Raw genomic sequence first — 20,506 nt, forward strand, 5'->3', positions numbered from 1 at the left:
AAGTCTCTGAAGGGCCGTTGAAGACTACAACGTTGATAGGCAAGATGTGGAAGTGGTGTGAGCCATTAAGCTAACTTGTACTAATTACCCGTGAGGCTTAACCATACAACGCCAAACGCGTTTTATGTGATAGTGAAACAAGCGAAGAAGTTAATATAACTAAAGTAGAAATTACTTAGAAAGACTTAAAAAATATTATCAGATATTTTCCAAATTCAGTTAGTGCGTAGCGATACGGATTAACGCCCAAATTTGCTTGGTGACAATAGCGTTTTGGACCCACCTGATTCCATGCCGAACTCAGTAGTGAAACGAAACAGCGCCGATGATAGTGTAGCATTTGCTATGTGAAAGTAGGACATTACCAGGCTTCAAATTGTAGAAAGCCCGAATCTAACGATTCGGGCTTTTTTACGTCTGCAGAAAAGTAAAATACGCGCAATTAATACACTTTCACATCAACACCTAGCACGTAGGGCGGGCGAGCGTAGCGACTCCCGACACAATGATAGTGTAGCATTTGCACTGTTGCTCTCCACCGCTGTGGGCACTACGACATCACTAGGCTTCAAATTGTAGAGAGCCCGACTAGAAATAGTCGGGCTTTTTTACGTCTGCAGTAAAGTGAAATGTGCGCAATTAACACACCCTCACATCAACACCCATCACGTAGGTCGGGCGAGCGTAGCGACTCCCGACGAAAAGATAACATCGGTAATAGCTATAATGTTCTTATTTCACGAGCTGGGTTACCCGCTACCACGGTATTAGGCATTACATTTTTAGTAACCACAGCACCCGCACCCACAATACTATTTTCACCAATACTCACACCCGCTAAAATAATTGCACCTGCGCCAACCCATACGTTATTGCATAACGCGATAGGTGCTGCAAAGTTTTCCTTATTAAGCCTTTTTGCTGGATTAGTAGCATGTGACACAGCTAAAAGCTGAACGTTCGGGCCTATTAAGCAGTCATCACCAATGGTGATTGAGTGATTGGCTAATGGCGAGTCGAGAAGTGTGCAATTAATATTCATAAAAGTACGATCACCAATAACTATTTGATTGCCGTAATCGCAATGAAAACCTGATTCTATAATTACACCATCACCCGACTTTAAAAATAACTCTTTGATACGTTTTAAGTTGCCTTTACTTGGGCTCTTATTAAATAAACGGCAGGTTTCACCTGCTTGCTTTCGCTGTGCTAAGTATTCTTTACTGATACTGTTAAATGACTGCATTGTATTTATCTTTATAACTTAATTAGTTATAGCTTACCGTACTTTTAGTTTTATTATTATTAGAATAAAACTGTGTTTTTTTTGCTCGTTCACTTGCCATTTAGGTTGTTTCGTTTAAAATCGCATAACTTTCGAAATGAAACTTAATTCACGAGCTTTATGACTAAACGAAACACACAGCAGCGTCGTCACAATATACTGGTTCAAGTTAATGAATTAGGTGAAGTAGCCGTTGAAAAGTTAGCACAGCAGTTTCAAACATCTGAAGTAACCGTTCGAAAAGATTTAACCTCGCTTGAAAAAAGTGGCTTATTACTTCGCCGCTACGGTGGTGCTATTGCACTACCTAAAGAAATTGTTAGCGATGAAGTAGATTCAAAGCGCAAAGTCGCGATAGCAAAAGCAGCAGCAAAACTAATAAAAGATCATAACCGCATTATTATTGATAGCGGACGCACTACGGCAGCTATGATCCCTGAGCTTGCTGATAAGCGAGGGCTAGTTGTTATGACCAACGCTATTAAAGTAGCGAGTCGTTTATTAGCACTCGAGAATGAGCCAACACTTTTGATGACCGGTGGAACATGGGATCCGCATTCTGAGTCGTTTCAGGGGCAAGTTGCCGAAAACGTATTATGCTCTTACGATTTTGATCAGCTATTTATTGGTGCGGATGGTATAGACGTAAAGCGCGGCACAACGACTTTTAATGAGTTAGTTGGTTTGAGCCAAGTAATGGCAAAAGCCGCTCGTGAAGTAATTGTAATGGTTGAATCAGATAAGATTGGCCGAAAAATACCAAATTTAGAATTACCGTGGAAAATAGTAACCACATTAATAACCGACAATGGCTTAGCAGACGAAAAACGCAAAGCAATTGAGGCGTGTGGTGTAAAACTAATTTGCGCAGAGATTATACAATAGTAACTACAAAGTGAGTTACTAGAATTAAAAAATTAATGGAGACACTATGTGTGGAATAGTTGGGGCAGTTGCAGAACGTCCAGTAAACAAAATTTTAGTTGAAGGCCTTAAACGTCTTGAATACCGTGGTTATGACTCAGCAGGCGTAGCATTGCTTGATGGCAATACACTTAATACTGTTAAAGCTGTGGGTAAAGTAGTTAACGTAGAAGCAGCTCTAGAAAAAGCAGGTGTTAGCGGTCATACAGGTATTGCACATACGCGCTGGGCAACACATGGTAGCGTTACAGAAGCAAATGCACACCCACATGTATCAAACAACCAGTTAGCACTTGTGCACAACGGTATTATTGAAAACCACGCTAGCCTACGTACAGCACTGAAAGCAGATGGTTACGAATTCTTATCAGACACTGATACAGAAGTAATGGTGCATTTAATTCACCAACTTCGTAAACAACACACAACGTTACTTGCATCAGTACAAGCAGCTGTTAAACAGTTTGAAGGCGCTTTTGGTACTGTTGTATTTGATAAAGACAACGACAACGAAATCATTGTAGCGCGCTCAGGTAGTCCTCTTGTTATTGGTTTAGGCCTTGGCGAAAACTTTATTGCGTCTGATCAGTTAGCATTACTACCTGTTACTCGTAGCTTCATCTTTTTAGAAGAAGGCGACGTAGCACGTATTACACGTGACACAGTAGAAATTTTTGATGCAGACGGTAACGCAGTTGAGCGTGAAGTGATTGAATCAAACATTACGCAAGATGCATCAGGCAAAGGCGATTATCGTCACTACATGCTAAAAGAAATTTACGAGCAGCCACTTGCTGTACGTAATACTCTTGAAGGGCGTTTAAACGACGACCGTGTAGCAATTGATGCCTTTGGCGAAAGCGCTCAGCAAATATTTAAAGATGTAAAACATGTGCAAATTATTGCCTGTGGTACGTCTTACCATTCAGGTATGGTTGCACGTTACTGGCTTGAGCAGTTTGCGGGTGTTAGCTGTAATGTAGAAATAGCTTCTGAATTTAGATACCGTCAGTCGTTTGTTCATGAAAATAGCTTACTTGTTACTATTTCTCAATCGGGTGAAACTGCCGATACGCTAGCTGCATTACGCCTAGCTAAAGAGCAAGGTTACATGGCCTCAATGACTATTTGTAACGTACCTGGTTCATCGCTTGTACGTGAATCAGACCTTGCCTTTATGACTAAAGCAGGCGCTGAAATAGGCGTGGCATCTACTAAAGCATTTACTACGCAGTTAGTTGGTTTGTTAATGCTTACTGCGTCTATAGCTCAGGAAAAAGGCCTTGATCAAAGCGCAATTGTAAATGCAATTAAAGTACTTCCAGCTAAGTTAGAAGAAACATTATTACTCGCTGATGGTATCGCAGATCTTGCAGAAGAGTTTGCTGATAAGCACCACTCATTGTTTTTAGGTCGTGGCTCGCAATACCCAATTGCAATGGAAGGTGCGCTTAAGCTTAAAGAGATTTCGTACATTCATGCAGAAGCCTACGCCGCTGGCGAGCTAAAACATGGCCCACTAGCACTTATTGATGCCGACATGCCAATTATTGTTGTAGCACCAAATAACGAATTGCTAGAAAAACTTAAATCAAACGTAGAAGAAGTGCGCGCACGTGGCGGCATTATTTACGTATTCGCAGATAAAGATTCACACTTTGAGTCAGACGACACAATGCGTGTAATCAACGTAAACCACACTGACGATATTATTGCGCCAATTGTTTACACACTGCCATTGCAGCTACTGTCATACTACGTAGCGGTAATTAAAGGTACTGACGTTGATCAACCACGTAACTTAGCTAAATCGGTTACGGTTGAGTAAAATCAATAGGTTGGTAATTACCTGTTAAAGATAAAAAGGCGCTCAATGCGTCTTTTTTTGTACCTCAAAGCCTGTTAGATTAAATAACACACTATTTTCTAAAGGATTAGCATGCGTTTATTCACTGCTATTTTTATATGTAGCTTATTTATAGTTTCTAATAACACACTAGCTGAACCTGATTTAAAACAGCAAACCATTAGCTATACGCAACAAACACATACTATCAATTCTGCAATTTTAAATGAGCTACGTACCGTTGTAGTCCAGCTTCCAAAGAGTTACCAAGCTAATCCAAACAAAGTTTATCCTGTAATTTATCGCCTAGATGGTGCGGGTAACATACCGCTTATAAGTGCTGTAATGGATCGACTGCAAAATAATAATCGTGCGCCTGAGGTTATTATTGTCGCTATTGAAAACACTAATCGCTTAAGAGATTTATACCCCACAGTTAATAAAGAGCCACAAGGCCCGGTAGGTGAAGGCGGAGGCGCAGCAAAGTTTTTAGCATTTATTGAGCAAGAGCTTATGCCCTTGATTAATAAAAGCTATCGTACGCATAACTTTAATGTGATTGCTGGGGACTCAGCAGCAGGCGTGTTTGCACTTTATACTATGCAAGCTAACCCTGAGCTTTTCCAAGCGCATATTGCTTACAGCCCTGCCGTTTGGTGGAACTATGGCGCACCAGTAAAAGCGACTAAGTCGTTTATTAATAAATCAAAAGACCTGAATAACTATGTTTATATAAATATTGGCGAAGAAGCTGGCCTAATGCGTGAGCGATATAATGAGCTGCAGCAAGCTTTACAATCTAATAGCTTGCCAAATTTACGCTTTTTCAGTGACGCATTTGAAAATGTATCGCATAACTTAACATCTGCCGCTGGGGCCTTTAATGCTTACCATCATTTATTTTTACCCAAACAAATGCCCATGAGTGCTTTAAGCGATGATATAGAATCTATTGATGTTTATTATAAAAAGTTATCTCAGCAATGGGGGGAGCAAATAACACCTCCAGAGGCGGCTGTTAGGCAACTTGGTTACAACCTAGTAAATATGCAGCAATATGAGCGGGCTGTGGCAGTATTTAAGCATAATGTTAAGCATCACTCACAATCTGTTGATGCACTATGGGGGTTAGGTTATGGCTATGAATTACAAGGTAATATACAACAGGCACTTATTAAAATAGAGGCTGCTTTAAATGTCGTAGATACCACATACCCCTATTTAGATACCTTAAAAGAGACTAAAAGTAGATTACAAACACAGTTAAATAAAACCCAGTAATATAAAAGGACAATGCGCGGGGGTAGCCTGCGCTTACAGTTACCTTTACAACACGCCGCTGATATTTAAATCACTAATCTCTACTTAATAAGCGCTAAATACGCTAAAATTACAGGCTACTTTTTTAGCAATAAGCCCGTAATAAATATGACCTCAGCCACAAGCCCTAGCACTTTTTCCGAACTTGGCCTTATTCCAGAGCTATTAGCTCGATTAACCGATTTGGAATATACCCAGCCTACACCTATTCAAGCTAAGGCTATACCTAGTGTGCTTGCGGGTAGTGACCTAATTGCAGGGGCAAATACCGGTTCAGGTAAAACAGCAACGTTTGCATTACCTATGTTGCAAAAAGCTTTCCTTGAGCAGGGCGCTAAAAATACTGCCAGCAAAGGTAATTTTGTAACGGGGCTTATTTTAGTACCGACGCGTGAGCTTGCTACGCAAGTGGCCGATAGCGTTAAATCGTATTCTGCTAACTTTAATGGTGCAATTAAAACAGTTGCAGTGTTTGGTGGTGTGTCGGTTAATACACAAATGCAGGCACTGCGCGGCGGCGCCGATATTATTGTGGCAACACCTGGTCGCTTACTTGATTTAATCTCAAGCAATGCGATTAAGCTCGATAAAGTAACTACGCTTGTGCTTGATGAAGCCGACCGTATGCTAAGCCTTGGCTTTACCGAAGAGCTGGCTGAGCTATTAGCGCTTATGCCTGCTAAAAAACAAACCATGTTGTTTTCAGCAACTTTCCCTGAGCAAGTTAAGCTATTAACGCAAGAGCTTTTAAACGACCCAGTTGAAATACAAGTACAAAACAAAGACGAAAGCACCTTAGTACAGCGTGTTTTTACCGTAAACAAAGGTGAAAAAACCACAGTTTTAGCACATTTAATTAAAACGCATAAATGGCGCCAAGCGCTGATTTTTGTCAATGCTAAAAAAGACTGTGAGCATTTAGCGGCCAAGCTTGAAAAACGCGGCGTGAACGCACAAGTGTTTCATGGTGATAAAGGCCAAAGTGAACGTACTCGCGTAATAGAAAAGTTTAAAGCGGGCGAAATCGAAGTACTTATCGCAACCGATATTGCTGCACGTGGTTTGGATATTGAAAAGCTGCCAGTGGTAATAAACTTTAATCTACCACGCAGTCCTGCTGATTACATGCACCGTATTGGCCGAAGCGGCCGTGCTGGTGAAGTAGGCTTAGCGCTTTCATTGGTTGATTATGAAGATTTGCATCACTTTAAAATAATCGAGAAGAAAAACAAACTACGTCTTGAACGTGAGGAAATAGCTGGCTTTGCCGTTAACCAAGCTAATCTTGATGCTGCCGAGGCGCTTAAAAATGAAAAGCCAATGGCAAAACCAGAAGGCACAGGCAAGAAAAAGAAAAAAAATAAAGCCGATGATATAGATGATGTATGGAGTGGCTGGCGCCGTAAGTAACAATAGAGCTAAATAAATAGCTGTAAAAACCCGTAATTAGTAAACCTAATTACGGGTTTTTTGTTTTGTGGCTTTAACTTAAAGCGTTAGTCTTAAATTAATGGTCGTGATCTTCATCTTCTGTTTCTTGTGCAATCCCTAACCAGGTAATGCTTGCCGGTGGAAAAGTTAACTCTAGCTCACTTTCAATTTCTAGGTCTTCTAGGTGCACTTGCACTATGTGTTGAGTAATTGGGTCGGCAATATAAGCAAACTGACCACTTTGCGCCACTGTCATACTAAAGCTCATTCCTTCGGGCATTGTGGTTACGTCTGCTTGAGTAATATCTACTTGGCCTGCAAGCTCCCAGTGCATTTCACCGTCATGTTTATGCCCAGTAAGTACATTTAAAAAGCCTAGGCTGTCGAGTATTAAAAAGTGTTCACCACTGGCTGAAAAAGAATAAGAAACAGCACTTGCGCCATCAGCTAGTTGCCATTCTAGTTCTTCCATTTGTGCTGTTGCTGGGTTAATAGTTACAATTACGGCTTCGCCGCCACCGTGGCCAGACGCTACGCCAATAAAGGTCTCGCTATCTTCGTGGCCATAAATACTACCAATGCGTAAATCGCCAACGGCTGCAATGTTCGCTATTTTTTCAGCTTCGTATTCATCATCGTGCTGGTGGGCTAATAACACACCATCGCTACAGCCAAATACTACGTAGTCGTGGTTTTGTGCCGCGCCGTGTAAATCAGGGCACGTAACTTCTAAGGTTTGTTCAAGCTCATATTCACCATCATGAAAATGATAAACACCTACTTGGTCTGGCAATACTTTAGCAACCGATGTGCTTTCGCTGTCATCACGGCGAATGGTTGATAATAAATGCTCACCGCGAGGCTCTGCTACACCGTGCATATTAATATCGTAGCTAATACCAGGCAGGCTTGCTGTTGCGCTTGTTATGTCGTTATCTGTTAATACTTCAACAGAGGCAATCGTGCCGGTTTCTGCATCGCCATCGTAAAATATTGCTAATTGCCCGTCATGAGTTATTAAGTGTGTAGGGCGACTGCCACTTGTTAACTCATAGCTGCTAGCCGCTGGTCTTTGCTCGTAATCGTGCAGGTGCTCGCCATGGTCTTCACGCCATAAACCACCATCAATAAAGCCTAAGTAATCTTGTGTACGGCTAGCAATAACGGCATAACGAAAATCAGGTGATGACGACAGCGTGTTTGAATCGTTCGTCAGGGTAAATGTATCAAGTAATTCGTTGTTGTCTAAATCAAAAAAGCTAGCTTCGTTACTGTCACCTGCCAGAACGGCAAGTCTGCCAAGTGAGTCTATGGTATAGCCGTCGTCATGGTCGTGATCATCATCATGATTGTGCTCGTCTTCTACAACAATAGGATCTTTTTCCACAATGTTGGTTTCTGCATCGCCACAGGCCGTAATAAATGTAGCGCTAATAGCGAGTGCAATAAGCTTTAATTGATATAGTTTTTTCATGTTTATTTCCTTTAATTATAATTTTTTAACGCTTAAAAATAACCGCGAATACCTAGCGCAAAACTACGTCCTGGACGTGGCGCTATATCCTTTACAAACGAGCTGTGCACGCGTGCTTCTGTATCTGTTAAATTAGTGCCTCGTAGGTACACAGACATATCTTGGTTTAACACTGAAAGGTCGTAAGAGATGCTCGCATCAACTAAGGTGTAACCGTCTGTGGCTGTTTCTTGTGGGGCTGTGCGGTCTTGCTCTTGATAACGAGTTACGTGAATATGCGCACTGAGTTTATCTGTTTGATAGCTTAGCTCGCTGCCAAAACGAAGCGGTGGTGTACGGGGTAAATCGCCGCCGTCTTTAAGGCGTGCACGAACGTAGTCTGAGAATACATCTAGCTTAAACTCATCTGTTAATTGCCACGCAATTTGCGCTTCAAAACCATGTAAAACTACATCATCTGTTTTAAATAAATAAACGGGTAGCTCTGATGAATGGCCGTGTTCGTCAGCGAGTTCTTCTTCATCGCCATGGTCATGTCCACTTTCGGCATATAAACCGGTGTCTATTTGGTAATAATAGTTATCTACTTGGTTGTAAAAGGCATTTAAAATAAAGCCAACATCGCCTTGAGTTTTACGTAGGGTTAAATCGATATTATTGGCTGTTTCTAGGTCTATTGCTTGTTCAGATAAACCCAAATGGCCATCTTCATCTAAATCAAATAGTGCGCCTACTTCGTAAGTGCCAGTGCCAATATGCGGCCCAAACGATAACAACTCAGAGGCAGAAGGTGCACGTTCAGAGCGCGATACCGAAAGCCCTAAGTTATAGTTAGATGTAAAATCCCATACTACCCCTGCTGATAAACTGACTGGCGTAAATTCATGCTCTACATCAAATACGCGAGTGGTTTCTGCGCTTTCTTCATGATCATGCTCGTCGGCTTCTTCTGCTTCATCGTGTGCGTGAGCGTCAATATTTGGCAGTAATACGTCGCCTGCTTCAATTGTTACTCGCTCAATACGCGCACCTACCTGCACTAAAAAATCACCAAAGTGCCTTTCTTCCATTAACGCTACAGCAAAGCTTTCGGTTTCTGATGGAGGAGTAAAGGCCTCTTCACCTTGTGCTTCAACATCGCTTTGCTTGTAATGAAAGCTAATACCGCCATTCCATTCGTTAAATTGGTTATGCAGTAGGTCTATGCGTAATTCGTTGGTTTCGTTTTTAAAGGTAGTGCCAACAGCGCCGCTCTCAATTTCAGCGTGTTCGTAGTCGGTATGGCCAGCGCGGAGATTTATTTTGTTTAGCCATTTATTATCTAGGTTGTACTCACCTAATAACTGCACTTTAGTTTGCTCTAAATCAGCAAATACGCTTTCTTCTTCGTCGTTGTGTTCTTCCTCTTCTTCCTCGCCGTGCGTATGACCAGGAATACCGTATTGACGATTAAATTGCTCTACTGCTAAGCCAATAAAGCCGTTATCCATTAAATAGCTAGCGCCAACAGTAAAACCGTCAGACTCTTCATTACTGTTTTCAACTTTGTAATCGCTACTATGGCCTTCACCGTCGCTATCTATATCGGCAGCTACAGGTACCCCGTAGTCATCGGCCTCACGCCAAAATGCATTGGCGTAAAAAGCCACCGAGTCAGTGCCTGTGGTGGCATTAAACGAGGCCACTTTTTGGTTATCTACCGAGTTATGTTCTAGGTTCCATTCACCACGCGTGGTGCTGTCGGTAGGTACGCGGTTATCTACTACATTAACCACACCACCAATTGCGCCACTGCCATAAAACAGCGTTGCAGGGCCGCGTAATACTTCAATTTGTTGTGCGGTAGACGCCTCCGATGCAACAGAGTGATCGGGGCCAACGCGCGAAACATCACTAACATCAAGGCCATTTTGAGTAATAAGTACGCGAGGGCCGCTTAAACCACGAATAATAGGTGTGCTGGCTACTTTACCGTGAAAATTTGTATTAACGCCTGGGAGTTTTTCAAGGCTGTCGCCAAGAGTTGCAGCTTGTTGTCGTCTTAGTTGTTCGCCAGATAAAACACTAACAGGCGATGCAGATTCCATTGCCGACATATGAATAGGGGTCGCTTCAATATCAATAACTTCAATAGGCGAGCGCTTTAAATTAAAAGTAACCGATTGGTTTTCATCATTAGTTATTGTTATATCGCGATGAAGATGCGCATAACCAGGGGCTACAACGTGAAGCTCTTTTAAGCCATTTTTTAGTTCTGTTATAACAAATTTACCGTTTTCATCGGTGGTTACTTTAAGATCTGAGCCTTCAACTTCTACCGTTGCATTGGTAACTACTTTACCTTTGTTGTTTAAAACAACGCCTTCTATTGTGGATGCAAGCACACTAGCCGGCAATAAAGCTGCTATGAGAACAGCTAATTGTGATCTACGTTTCATTTGACTACCTTGTTAGATGTTATATTATATCAATTATGCGAGTAATGTTATAATATATCAACAGCAATTAACTGATGTTATTAAAATGTCTCCTTAAAAGTAACGTTTTTGAGTGGAGACACTGATTTAGTAGAGGAAATAATGAAGTCGAGTCAAAGTGTTATGGATCGTATGGCAATAGGGTTATCGGTAATGTGCACAGTGCATTGTTTTGCAACCCCGGTTATTTTAGCGTTATTACCAAGCTTTGCTGTAATGCAAATAGATAGTGAGCAATTTCATTTATGGATTCTTGCGGCGGTAATGCCAACCAGTTTGTTGGCATTGAGTTTAGGCTGTAAAAAACATAAACGTACACGTTATATGGTGTCTGGTGTAACAGGCTTAGCTTTTATGATATTTGCCGTATTGCTAGGCCATGAAGTGGTCGAAAAAGCGCTAACCTTAATAGGCTCAGCGTTTATTGCTGTAGCCCATTGGTTTAATTATCAGCAATGTCTTAAACAGAATGACGACAACTGCCCATGTTCAGGCGGTGAGCCAGATCAAGTGGTTTAATGCTATAAGTGCTGGTGGTTTAAACGAAAGCTACACTGGCACTTTATTTTTTATTTAAACTTTGTTTTTTTAGATAGCTTAAATATTCGCTAAAAGTACTTTAAAGTAGGTATTTAATTTATTTTTAGCTTAGGTTAACCAATACAGTGCCTCTTATTTTAAAATCTCTTTTGCTTTTAAGTGCCTTAATATGTTTTAAATTAAGCGCAAATACCCCTTATTCAATACCCCGAAGTAACGTGGTTGAGCTCATTGAGCCCGTTAGCGAGCGGGCGTATCCTGTGTATATTCAGCTTCCTAAATCATACCAAAAGCAGCCTAATAAAACGTATCCAGTTATTTATGTAACCGATGCACCGTATACCTTTCCCATCGTTGCTGGGGCTACACGATTCCCTATGAATAGTGGCAAAATGCAACAGGCTATTATTGTAGCAATTGGCTATGAAAAAGGGTCCGCTGGCTCTAACAGCCGAATTAGAGATTACACGCCTACCTTTGCAAAAGATTGGAAAAAGCAAACAGGTAATGCCAAAGGGCATATTCAGTTTTTACAAAGTACAGTTTTCCCTTTTATTGAAAAAAACTATCGGGCCAGTAACTTACAAAGAACCTACATGGGGCATTCGTTAGGCGGGTTATTTGGCGCCACTATTTTATTTACGATGCCAGATTTATTTAGCAGTTATATTATTGGCAGCCCATCTGTCTGGTTTAATAACAATGCACTATTAGCATTAAAAGTGAATAAACCAAAATTACCTATAAGGGTATATATATCAGTTGGATCTATGGAAACGCCTGCTTTTGGCGAAGGGCAAAATATGATTGAAGGTGCTGCGCAGCTTGTGCAAAAAGTTAATGCACTTAAAAGTGACAATATAGAATTAAAAAGTATTGTTATTGAAGGGGCTAATCATGCAACCGCATTTCCAACAACAGCAATCCAAGGCTTAGATTGGATACTTAGGAAAGAATAGTAGAGCATTAGTTAAATATTACTTAACCCGACATCCTGAAAGCTATTCTTACTTTAGAACCTGTGGATTAGAAATGTTTCGGCTTCACTGGAAAACGAAACATTTAACGAGTTTCAACTTAATAATTTTGAACCGTCAGTTATGTTTAATGGAGTTACTAATTATAAAACCCAAGAATCGATGCATATAATTTGTGATCCAAATACCAAAATTAATACAACTTATACAAGTCAAAGTGCGCAAGTGACGTCTGCAAAAAGCCTAAAAGATCATATAGAAGATGGGTTGTATGAAGCGAATCGAAAGCGTAATTGCCGTATGCAGAAAAATCTTTCAAATTATATACAAGTCGTAGAACAGGTAGGTCAGCTGTCTTGATTTAAAAGTAAAATATTGGCCTTACAAAGTTATACATCTTGTAAGGCCTATGCTGTAATTAATCTAGATTTAGCTTAATTCACTTTAACCGTTTCAGAATTTATACTTTCATACTGCTCAAGCGCTTCTATTTGATTTACACCCTTTAGTTGCATCATTAATTGCTTTACTAAAATCATGTAAATAAACATCATTGGCAGGCCAGCTACAACGCAGAGTGACTTAATGGTATCTATCCCACCACCGCATAAAAATACGCTAAAACTAATGAGTGCAATTGCACCAGCCCATAGGAGCTTAACTTTATGATCGGGGTCGCCATTTAGCTCTAGCTTATTAGTTGTTAACATAGCAGTGGCAACGCTTGCGCTTGACATAGTCGTTAGCATTAAAAAAAACTGAATAACCAAAAATAACACTAAGCCAATATTACCCGATGGTAGAGTTTGAATAAGTGACACTACAGCAAACGTTAAGCCGCCTTCGCTCATCCATTGTTGAACAGGTAAGCCACCAACTAACTGCGCCCATACTGCATAACCACCAAAAATTGATATAAAAAATGCACAGCCGAGCGAACCCATCGAAATAGTGTACAAAATAACTTCTTTAATAGTACGCCCACGTGAAATGCGAGTAATAAAAAGGCCCATCATAATTAAATAAGCGTAGTACCAAAACCAATAGTATTGAGTCCACGATTGCGAAAAACCACTTTTTTGAACTGGGTCGGTCCAAAGTGACATTCTAAAAAAGTTATCGATCATGACACCTATTGAGTCGGTAAAGTTATTTAAAATAAACTGAGAGTCAGCTGCAAGTAATACAAACAAGGCAAAGCATATTGCAGCTATCACCGTATAGTCAGACACTTTGCTAATACCTTTTTTAAAACCAACAAGCATTACCGCAACGAGCATTAAAACAAACAATAAAATAATACTGCCTTGGAGTAATAAGCTATTTTTAATCTCCAACAAAGCAGAAATGCCAGTACTTAATAAAGATACGGTAAGCGCCAGCGAGCTTGCGAAAGCTGCAAGGGTGCCAAAAATTGCCAGTAAGTCGATTGCTTTAGCGATAACTGGATTACTGCCTACTACCGGTTCACAAAGGGTAGAGAGCTTTAAAGTACGTTTTTTTTGTACATAAAATGCGTACGCAAACGGAATTGCCGGAAAGCAGTAAATGGCCCAGCCAGTCACGCCCCAATGAAAAATAGAATAAGTAACAGACCAAGCTGCTGCTGCGTAGCTATTTGGTTCGGCAAAAAGTGGTGGCGATTGCAAATAATACATCGGCTCACCAATTCCCCAATATATAAGAGAAGCACCTACACCTGCGGTAAAAATCATACCGCCGTACGAAAAGTTAGAGTGCTCTTTTTTTTCTTCGCCTAATCTAATAGATCCGTACTTTGAAAAAGCTAACCAAAATAAAAAACCAACTAAAGCCAAGCTCACAAGTTCTACTAACCAACCAAACCAGCCTGTTACAAAATGCATAGCGTTGCTTGCTAATAATTGTGATTGTTCTGGATATAAAGTTGAGATAACTAATAAGGTAATTACTAATGTAATTGCAGGAATAGCCAGCTCAAAGTTAAGGTTTTTCAATGGAATTTCTCCATTGCACGAGTGCTTCGATATGGCTTGGGTTAATTCCGCAGCAACCACCAATAATATTAGCGCCAAGGCTATGCCATTGTTTTGCAAATTCCAGATACTCGTCAGGAGATAAATCACGGTAGTCTTGCACTGCTTCATTTGCTTTGTGAGCACTTGAAATAGGAGTAAAGCTGTTAGCAAATGCGCCTAACGTTACTTTTTTATTTTGCTTAGTTAATACGTTATTAGTATCACGCAGTGCTTGCTCAATAACTTCAGGAATAGAGCAATTAAAGAAAATACCTGCAATGTTTTGCTGCTCAAGTAGTACGGTTATGGCATCGGTTACCAGCTCACCTGAACGCAGCGTTGCCTGCTCAGTTACTTCGTCACTTAGGGTAAATGCGTAATAACATGGCTTAGTTGAGCCTTTAAGTACGCTTGCCATTACTTGTGCTTCTTCAATACTCGATATTGTTTCGCCAAGCCAGAGGTCTACATGGAGATTTTGTGCATTGTATAAGGTATTTAAAATAGTAAAAGCACGTTCACTTTCAAATAAATCGGGACGGTATGAACCAAATGCAGGTGGTAGTGATCCTGCAACCAGTACGTTTTGCTTTGCATTATTTGCTGCTTTATTAGCAATAAGGGCAGCTTGCTCTGCGAGTAACGCGCCTTGGCTTTCGTAGCGTTCTTCACCTAAATGAAACGGCACACAAGCGTAGCTATTAACCGTAATTATTTCGGCGCCAGCATCTATAAAACCTTGGTGAGCTTGTGCTACATATTGAGGAGCTTCTATAAGTGCCTGTGCACTCCAAAGTGGCTGTGAGAACGGAGCGCCAATGCGCTTAAGTTCACGTCCCATGCCGCCATCTAAAATCGTTACCTTTTTCACTTATGGACTTCTATATGTCTAAATGTTATGGCGCTATTCAAACATATTTTTTAAAAAATCATAATGAAACTTCATCAGGTTGGGCATGAAAAAAGCTCAACCTATTAAAAGGGCACAAAAAAAGCGACTACCCAATATGGTGTCGCTTTTTTAGTAAGTAGTATTAGCTTACTTATAAAAGGCTTCAACAGTGCCTTTTCTTGTAAGTAAAAGTGGTTGTCCGCGACGATCAAGGCCTTTTGGAGATGCAAACTTTATCCAACCTTCGCTGATGCAGTATTCTTCAACATCAAAACGCTCTTTGCCGTTGAACGTGATACCAATATCGTGTTCAAAAACTTCTTCCACATGATGTGGGCTACGTGGATTAATAGAAAGGCGATCTGGTAAAGCAGGTTTTGCGGTAGTGTCGTTCATGGTCATATTCTATATTGAATGAAGTATGCGCTATTGTAGGCAATACAAAGCTTTCGCTCAAGAGAGATAGTAGTAAATGTGTTTAAAAATGTACTAATTAATGAGTTGTGTATACAAATGAGATTGCGCTTGGAAAATATTTACAGAGGAGGTTTTGAAGATATTCGACTAAATAATTATAAAGGTAAATATATTAATGGGTTATCTCTAACCCACTAAATTGTTTAGCAATTAGATGCTAACAATGTTCTCAGCTTGTGGGCCTTTTTGACCTTGAGTAACAGTAAACTGTACTCGTTGGCCTTCAGCTAAAGTTTTAAAACCGTCGCCAGAGATTGCGCTAAAATGTGCGAACACGTCTGCGCCAGATTCTTGCTCGATAAAACCAAAACCTTTTGCTTCGTTAAACCATTTTACTGAACCAGTAGTTGTAGTAGACATAATATGTATCCTAAAAAATTAATATAAGTGTGTCTGAAAAGAGGCGATTGAGCCGGAAAAAATAGTTAACTTGAGGATATCGCGTAGGATTATTACTAAAACAACGGGGTACTAACAAATAAAACAAAACTTCTTTCAAACTAGTATTCAAAATGGGTTATTACTAACCCATTAAATTGTGTAGCAATTAGATGCTAACAATGTTCTCGGCTTGTGGGCCTTTTTGACCTTGAGTAACAGTAAACTGTACACGTTGGCCTTCAGCTAAAGTTTTAAAACCGTCGCCAGAGATTGCGCTAAAATGTGCGAACACGTCTGCGCCAGATTCTTGCTCGATAAAACCAAAACCTTTTGCTTCGTTAAACCATTTTACTGAACCAGTAGTTGTAGTAGACATAATATGTATCCTAAAAAATTAATATAAGTGTGCCTGAAAAGAGGCGATTGAGCCGGAAAAAATAGTTAACTTGAGGATATCGCGTAGGATTATTACTAAAACAACGGGGTACTAACAAATAAAACAAAACTTCTTTCAAACTAATATTCAAAATGGGTTATTGCTAACCCATTTTAACGAAAGCAATTAGATGCTAACGATGTTTTCAGCTTGTGGACCTTTTTGACCTTGAGTAACAGTAAACTGTACACGTTGGCCTTCAGCTAGAGTTTTGAAACCGTCGCCAGAGATTGCGCTGAAATGTGCGAAAACGTCAGGACCAGATTCTTGCTCGATGAAACCAAAACCTTTTGCTTCGTTGAAAAATTTAACTGTACCAGTTGTAGTATTAGACATAATAGTATCCTAAGAATTAATAAAAGTGCGCCTTAAATTAGGCAATTTAACAGGAAGAAAACATACATTTAACTGAGGATAACGCGAAGGATTATTACTAAAACAACGTGGTACTTACAAATAAATAGGGTTTTCTGTCAACCCGATGCCAAGCAGGATAACAGTAAATTGAGCTATATACCAAGCCCTATTGTAAATTTATTTTAGAGTAAGTGCTTTATTAGTTTGTTTGTTTTTTAACTAACCAGTCATGATTTAGGTGATCTTTTTTGCGTCTTAATTTAGGTTAATTTTAATTTAATCAATGCTTTATGTTTGTATTAGCATGCGGTTCTAGAGTAGGTAAAATGCAAGTTTTAAGTGGTTAAAACATGACCTAATTATCTACTGATTTTTTTGATATATACCTTAAATAACTTGATTCATTAGCTCCAAATTACAAATCCAAGTATTAATAATGCAATCCAAAGTGTTTCAGCCACAATTAAAATAATGGGTTTCATACCTACTTCGGTAAGCTTTCCTAAATTAGTTTTCATACCGTTTGTACACAATATTCTTACTCTAAGCTTAATAAATAGAACCCTACTGGAAGGAGGGTACTTAATTATTTCAATAGGCATTTATCTCGAAGACGCGTTATGTAATATGTGAATCATGCTGCGTTTACAGCAAAGCGGCAGATTAGTGAATGGAAAGCCAGCAGAAAGCCATCAAGGTAAGGCTTGCTGTCTTTAAAAAATACGCGCTAAGATTGCTAATTAGTAGTTTAAGTACGTTTAACTAGTCGAGCTCAATTTGGTAATGATAGTGATCGCTACGGCATTTAGTTAGGCGGTATTCAATACGTTTACCTTCGATTGATTCGGTAATACGCGATACTAACAGCAATGGATCGCCTGCATTTATAGCAAGCATTTTTGCATCATCTATTGTAGCAAGTACTGCTTTAATACTGTCCTGGGTTTTGTGCACCGTTTGGTTAAATTTACTCTGATAGTAATGATATAAAGTGTGCGGTATATCACTACTTTTATGTATATCAGGAAAGTAGCTTTGCGGTAGGTATATAGTTTCGCTCATGCAAAACTCGTTATCGAGAATACGCCTGCGAACTAGCTTAGTAACTTTGTCTTTTTTATTTAGCTGCAAAGCCTTTATAGCTTCAGCAGGCGCTACACAAAGCTCAACCGATAGCAGTTCCGCCTTTGGTGAGTTGTCACTTTCACCGTCGGCTTGTAACGGAAAAAACCTGAATAAGGCATCTTGCGAGGTATGCTCTGATACAAATGTACCAACGCCTTGGCGACGAGTTACTATTTTATTGTCGGTTAATAAATTAAGCGCTTTACGAACAGTACCTTGGCTTACGTTAAATTCTTCAGCAAGGCGAAATTCGCTAGGTAAAGCCTCGCCGGGCAACCAATGCCGTTTAACAATGAGTTGCTTTATACTATCAGCGACTTGTAAGTAGAGTGGTTGAAAATCCAAGCTTGGGCTACTTAATTTGTGATCAAACATAGAGTTACTCATTGTTATTTACCATTAAATTTAATCCACTTGTAGTTATATCATAGGTGAAGCCTTTTACGCATATTTGCGTTTCTTGATTAAGCGTATGCTACCGCAGTAATTTTCTATTGAGGCAAACTGCATATTATGTTTAATAATCGTCCTTATTCATTTTAATCTCAGGTGGAGTAAGCACATTACTTGATGGATTTTTTTTCAATGGGTTTGCCACTGGTTTTTCAGTGTTATAAATACAATTACTCGATTAAATTTACCCGTAGTACCGGTGATATTACTTACACTAAAGCTGAAATTGACGAATTTAACTCTCCTGCAAAGGTAGTAGTGGTTTCATGTACAGGCGCTCTGGGTTAGATATAGCATTTTCGCCAGATTTTAAATAACTCCCTCAATAATTTCCCTTAAAAGCGCAACGTCTAACACGTTGCGCTTTTTTTATGACTTATTTTTGTAATAGTTTAGTCATCTTACTTTCATCAAAATTACCTTTATCAGTCACATCTGTTTTCTATAGTGCAGCGGTTGATCTTTTTTGTGTTTACACATTTCAAAAAATAACCACTAAACAATGGGAATTACGGATGAAAATTAAAAAAGTCGCTGCGGCAATCGCGCTAACATTTGCGTTTAGCGCAGTTAGCCATGCTGATGTACTACCGCAAAGCCAAAAAGACAGCAGCTGGTATAGCGCTGCGCAAACTAAACTAACAACAAAAACAGCACAAGCGCAGGCTACACAAGCCACTAAAGCTAAAAACGTCATTTTATTTGTGGGCGATGGCATGGGTATTTCTACACTTACCGCCGCGCGCATTTTACAAGGACAGCGTAATAACCAATCTGGCGAAGAAGGTTATTTAAGCTTTGAAGAGTTCCCATACTCTGCACAAGTTAAAACGTATAACGTAGATGCGCAAACTCCTGATTCAGCAGGCACGATGACGGCTATTATTTCCGGTGTAAAAACCGATGTGGGCGTTATTGGTGTAGACGAAGATATTGAACGCGGCGTGTGTTCAACAGTGGCAGGTAACGAGCTTCTTACCGCGACCGAATTGGCTGAAATTAAAGGGCTATCTACCGGTATTATTTCTACAGCACGTATTACTCATGCAACTCCTGCTGCCACATATGCTAAATCGGCTGATCGTAACTGGGAAGACGTATCAGATATGCCAGAAGATGCCGTAACGGGTGGCTGTGAAGACATTGCATCGCAACTGGTTAACTTTGAAAAAAACCTAGAAGCACGATTTGTAGGGACCGACGTAGACGGTCTAGATTTTGTAATGGGTGGCGGTCGTCGTCACTTTTTACCAAAAGACGAAACAGCTAACTCAACAGATGCAGTAAGCGCTATAGAAGGCGACCGCACTGACGAGCGCAACTTAGTAACTGAGTGGCAAACACAATACCCAGATGCTACGTATGTGATGGATCAAACAGGCTTTGATGCAATAGCAGACGACGCCACTAAAGTATTTGGTTTATTTAACGAATCCCACATGCAATACGAAGCTGACCGCGCAAACGATGTAGCGGGCGAGCCTTCACTTACCGATATGACCACTAAAGCAATTGAAGTGCTTGGTAAAAACGATAACGGATTTTTCTTAACGGTTGAGTCGGGTCGAATTGACCACGCGCATCATGCGGGTAATGCATACAACGCGCTTAACGACACCATTGAGTTTGCTAAAGCCGTGCAAGCAGCGGTAGATAACACCAACCCAGAAGAAACCCTTATTTTAGTAACCGCCGATCACAGCCATGTATTTACTATTGCAGGCTACCCTAAGCGTGGTAATCCAATATTAGGTCAAGTAGTTGCAGTAGGTGCAACAACACCAAGCCTAGCCGCCGACGATATGCCGTACACCACCGTAGGTTACGCAAATGGCTTAGGTTTTAGAAATCTAGGCGACGAGACTGATGCTGATGCAAGCTACACAAGTGCTGCTGTAGCAGGGCGTGTTGAGCTAAATGGCGTTGATACAACAACCCCAGGTTTTCACCAAGAAGCAACCGTACCAATGGGGTCAGAAACACACGCAGGTGAAGACATATCTTTGCATGCTAAAGGTCCTGGTGCTCAGCTAGCACAAGGCGTAATTGAACAAAACGTTGTATTTCATTTAATTAATCAAGCTCTTGAACTAACTCAGCAATAATGGCGG

18 protein-coding genes, 2 rRNA genes and 1 pseudogene are annotated in these 20,506 nt (G+C 40.3%); 10 read left to right on the forward strand and 11 right to left on the reverse strand.

Annotation, left to right across the window (positions count from 1 at the left end; translation table 11 throughout):
• Together QL995_RS17930 and rrf are read left to right on the forward strand one after the other, a co-directional pair.
• A 23S ribosomal RNA gene (locus QL995_RS17930) occupies positions 1 to 105 on the forward strand; the annotation flags it as partial.
• A gap of 150 nt (positions 106 to 255) precedes the next feature.
• Positions 256 to 370 (forward strand): 5S ribosomal RNA (gene rrf / locus QL995_RS17935).
• A 351-nt stretch (positions 371 to 721) separates the two neighbouring features.
• Here rrf and QL995_RS17940 read toward each other — a convergent pair.
• The gene (locus QL995_RS17940) at positions 722 to 1,249 is read right to left on the reverse strand and encodes a sugar O-acetyltransferase (protein WP_197184210.1); all 528 of its coding nucleotides are present in this window, start codon (positions 1,247 to 1,249) and stop codon (positions 722 to 724) included.
• 159 nt (positions 1,250 to 1,408) lie between these two features.
• Between QL995_RS17940 and QL995_RS17945 the strand changes: the two genes are divergently transcribed.
• The 4 genes from QL995_RS17945 (at position 1,409) to QL995_RS17960 (ending at position 6,788) form a co-directional block, all read left to right on the forward strand.
• Entirely contained in the window at positions 1,409 to 2,173 is a 765-nt protein-coding gene (locus QL995_RS17945) for a DeoR family transcriptional regulator (RefSeq protein WP_290294754.1), read from the forward strand.
• A 46-nt stretch (positions 2,174 to 2,219) separates the two neighbouring features.
• A complete protein-coding gene (glmS, locus tag QL995_RS17950; protein WP_007580413.1) occupies positions 2,220 to 4,040 on the forward strand; it encodes a glutamine--fructose-6-phosphate transaminase (isomerizing) in 1,821 nt (606 codons plus the stop codon).
• Between the two features lie 111 nt (positions 4,041 to 4,151).
• A complete protein-coding gene (locus QL995_RS17955) occupies positions 4,152 to 5,339 on the forward strand; it encodes an alpha/beta hydrolase-fold protein (protein ID WP_290294755.1) in 1,188 nt (395 codons plus the stop codon).
• Between the two features lie 147 nt (positions 5,340 to 5,486).
• Complete coding sequence (locus tag QL995_RS17960; protein ID WP_290294756.1) at positions 5,487 to 6,788, forward strand: DEAD/DEAH box helicase; 1,302 nt, start codon at positions 5,487 to 5,489, stop codon at positions 6,786 to 6,788.
• A gap of 97 nt (positions 6,789 to 6,885) precedes the next feature.
• Here QL995_RS17960 and QL995_RS17965 read toward each other — a convergent pair whose 3' ends face one another.
• Positions 6,886 to 8,283: a 5-methyltetrahydrofolate--homocysteine methyltransferase gene (locus tag QL995_RS17965; RefSeq protein WP_290294757.1), complete on the reverse strand. Its 1,398-nt coding sequence runs from the start codon at positions 8,281 to 8,283 to the stop codon at positions 6,886 to 6,888.
• Between the two features lie 32 nt (positions 8,284 to 8,315).
• Complete coding sequence (locus QL995_RS17970) at positions 8,316 to 10,721, reverse strand: TonB-dependent receptor (protein WP_290294758.1); 2,406 nt, start codon at positions 10,719 to 10,721, stop codon at positions 8,316 to 8,318.
• Positions 10,722 to 10,862: 141 nt separating this feature from the next.
• On the opposite strand from QL995_RS17970, the gene QL995_RS17975 reads away from it, so the two are divergent.
• Together QL995_RS17975 and QL995_RS17980 are read left to right on the forward strand one after the other, a co-directional pair.
• On the forward strand, positions 10,863 to 11,279 hold the full coding sequence (locus QL995_RS17975) for a MerC domain-containing protein (protein ID WP_290294759.1): 417 nt from the start codon (positions 10,863 to 10,865) through the stop codon (positions 11,277 to 11,279).
• A gap of 146 nt (positions 11,280 to 11,425) precedes the next feature.
• Positions 11,426 to 12,259: an alpha/beta hydrolase-fold protein gene (locus QL995_RS17980; RefSeq protein ID WP_290294760.1), complete on the forward strand. Its 834-nt coding sequence runs from the start codon at positions 11,426 to 11,428 to the stop codon at positions 12,257 to 12,259.
• Between the two features lie 452 nt (positions 12,260 to 12,711).
• On the opposite strand, the gene QL995_RS17985 is transcribed toward QL995_RS17980, so the two are convergent.
• From QL995_RS17985 to QL995_RS18020, 8 genes and pseudogenes are all read right to left on the reverse strand, one after another.
• Complete coding sequence (locus QL995_RS17985; RefSeq protein WP_290294762.1) at positions 12,712 to 14,253, reverse strand: BCCT family transporter; 1,542 nt, start codon at positions 14,251 to 14,253, stop codon at positions 12,712 to 12,714.
• Positions 14,240 to 15,145, reverse strand: a complete 906-nt coding sequence (locus QL995_RS17990) for a homocysteine S-methyltransferase family protein (RefSeq protein ID WP_222713901.1) — start codon at positions 15,143 to 15,145, stop codon at positions 14,240 to 14,242. The genes QL995_RS17985 and QL995_RS17990 overlap by 14 nt, the downstream gene beginning before the upstream one ends.
• A 168-nt stretch (positions 15,146 to 15,313) precedes the next feature.
• Entirely contained in the window at positions 15,314 to 15,562 is a 249-nt protein-coding gene (locus tag QL995_RS17995) for a DUF3297 family protein (protein WP_002963088.1), read from the reverse strand.
• 231 nt (positions 15,563 to 15,793) lie between these two features.
• Positions 15,794 to 16,003 carry a cold-shock protein gene (locus QL995_RS18000; RefSeq protein ID WP_010554515.1) on the reverse strand — a complete coding sequence of 70 codons (210 nt, stop codon included), beginning with the start codon at positions 16,001 to 16,003 and terminating at the stop codon, positions 15,794 to 15,796.
• Positions 16,004 to 16,190: 187 nt separating this feature from the next.
• Complete coding sequence (locus QL995_RS18005) at positions 16,191 to 16,400, reverse strand: cold-shock protein (protein WP_010554515.1); 210 nt, start codon at positions 16,398 to 16,400, stop codon at positions 16,191 to 16,193.
• A 186-nt stretch (positions 16,401 to 16,586) separates the two neighbouring features.
• Entirely contained in the window at positions 16,587 to 16,796 is a 210-nt protein-coding gene (locus QL995_RS18010; RefSeq protein ID WP_006792548.1) for a cold-shock protein, read from the reverse strand.
• A 425-nt stretch (positions 16,797 to 17,221) separates the two neighbouring features.
• Positions 17,222 to 17,338, reverse strand: a pseudogene (locus tag QL995_RS18015) (putative sulfate exporter family transporter); the annotation flags it as partial.
• A gap of 241 nt (positions 17,339 to 17,579) precedes the next feature.
• Positions 17,580 to 18,329, reverse strand: coding sequence for a GntR family transcriptional regulator (locus tag QL995_RS18020; protein ID WP_010554517.1), 750 nt, complete (start codon positions 18,327 to 18,329; stop codon positions 17,580 to 17,582).
• Between the two features lie 183 nt (positions 18,330 to 18,512).
• Between QL995_RS18020 and QL995_RS18025 the strand changes: the two genes are divergently transcribed.
• Together QL995_RS18025 and QL995_RS18030 are read left to right on the forward strand one after the other, a co-directional pair.
• On the forward strand, positions 18,513 to 18,683 hold the full coding sequence (locus QL995_RS18025) for a hypothetical protein (protein WP_290294763.1): 171 nt from the start codon (positions 18,513 to 18,515) through the stop codon (positions 18,681 to 18,683).
• 227 nt (positions 18,684 to 18,910) lie between these two features.
• Complete coding sequence (locus tag QL995_RS18030) at positions 18,911 to 20,500, forward strand: alkaline phosphatase (protein WP_024607249.1); 1,590 nt, start codon at positions 18,911 to 18,913, stop codon at positions 20,498 to 20,500.
• The last annotated feature ends 6 nt before the right edge of the window (positions 20,501 to 20,506 follow it).

The sequence above is a fragment of the Pseudoalteromonas sp. APC 3358 genome, from assembly GCF_030408075.1.
Taxonomy (GTDB): domain Bacteria; phylum Pseudomonadota; class Gammaproteobacteria; order Enterobacterales; family Alteromonadaceae; genus Pseudoalteromonas; species Pseudoalteromonas arctica.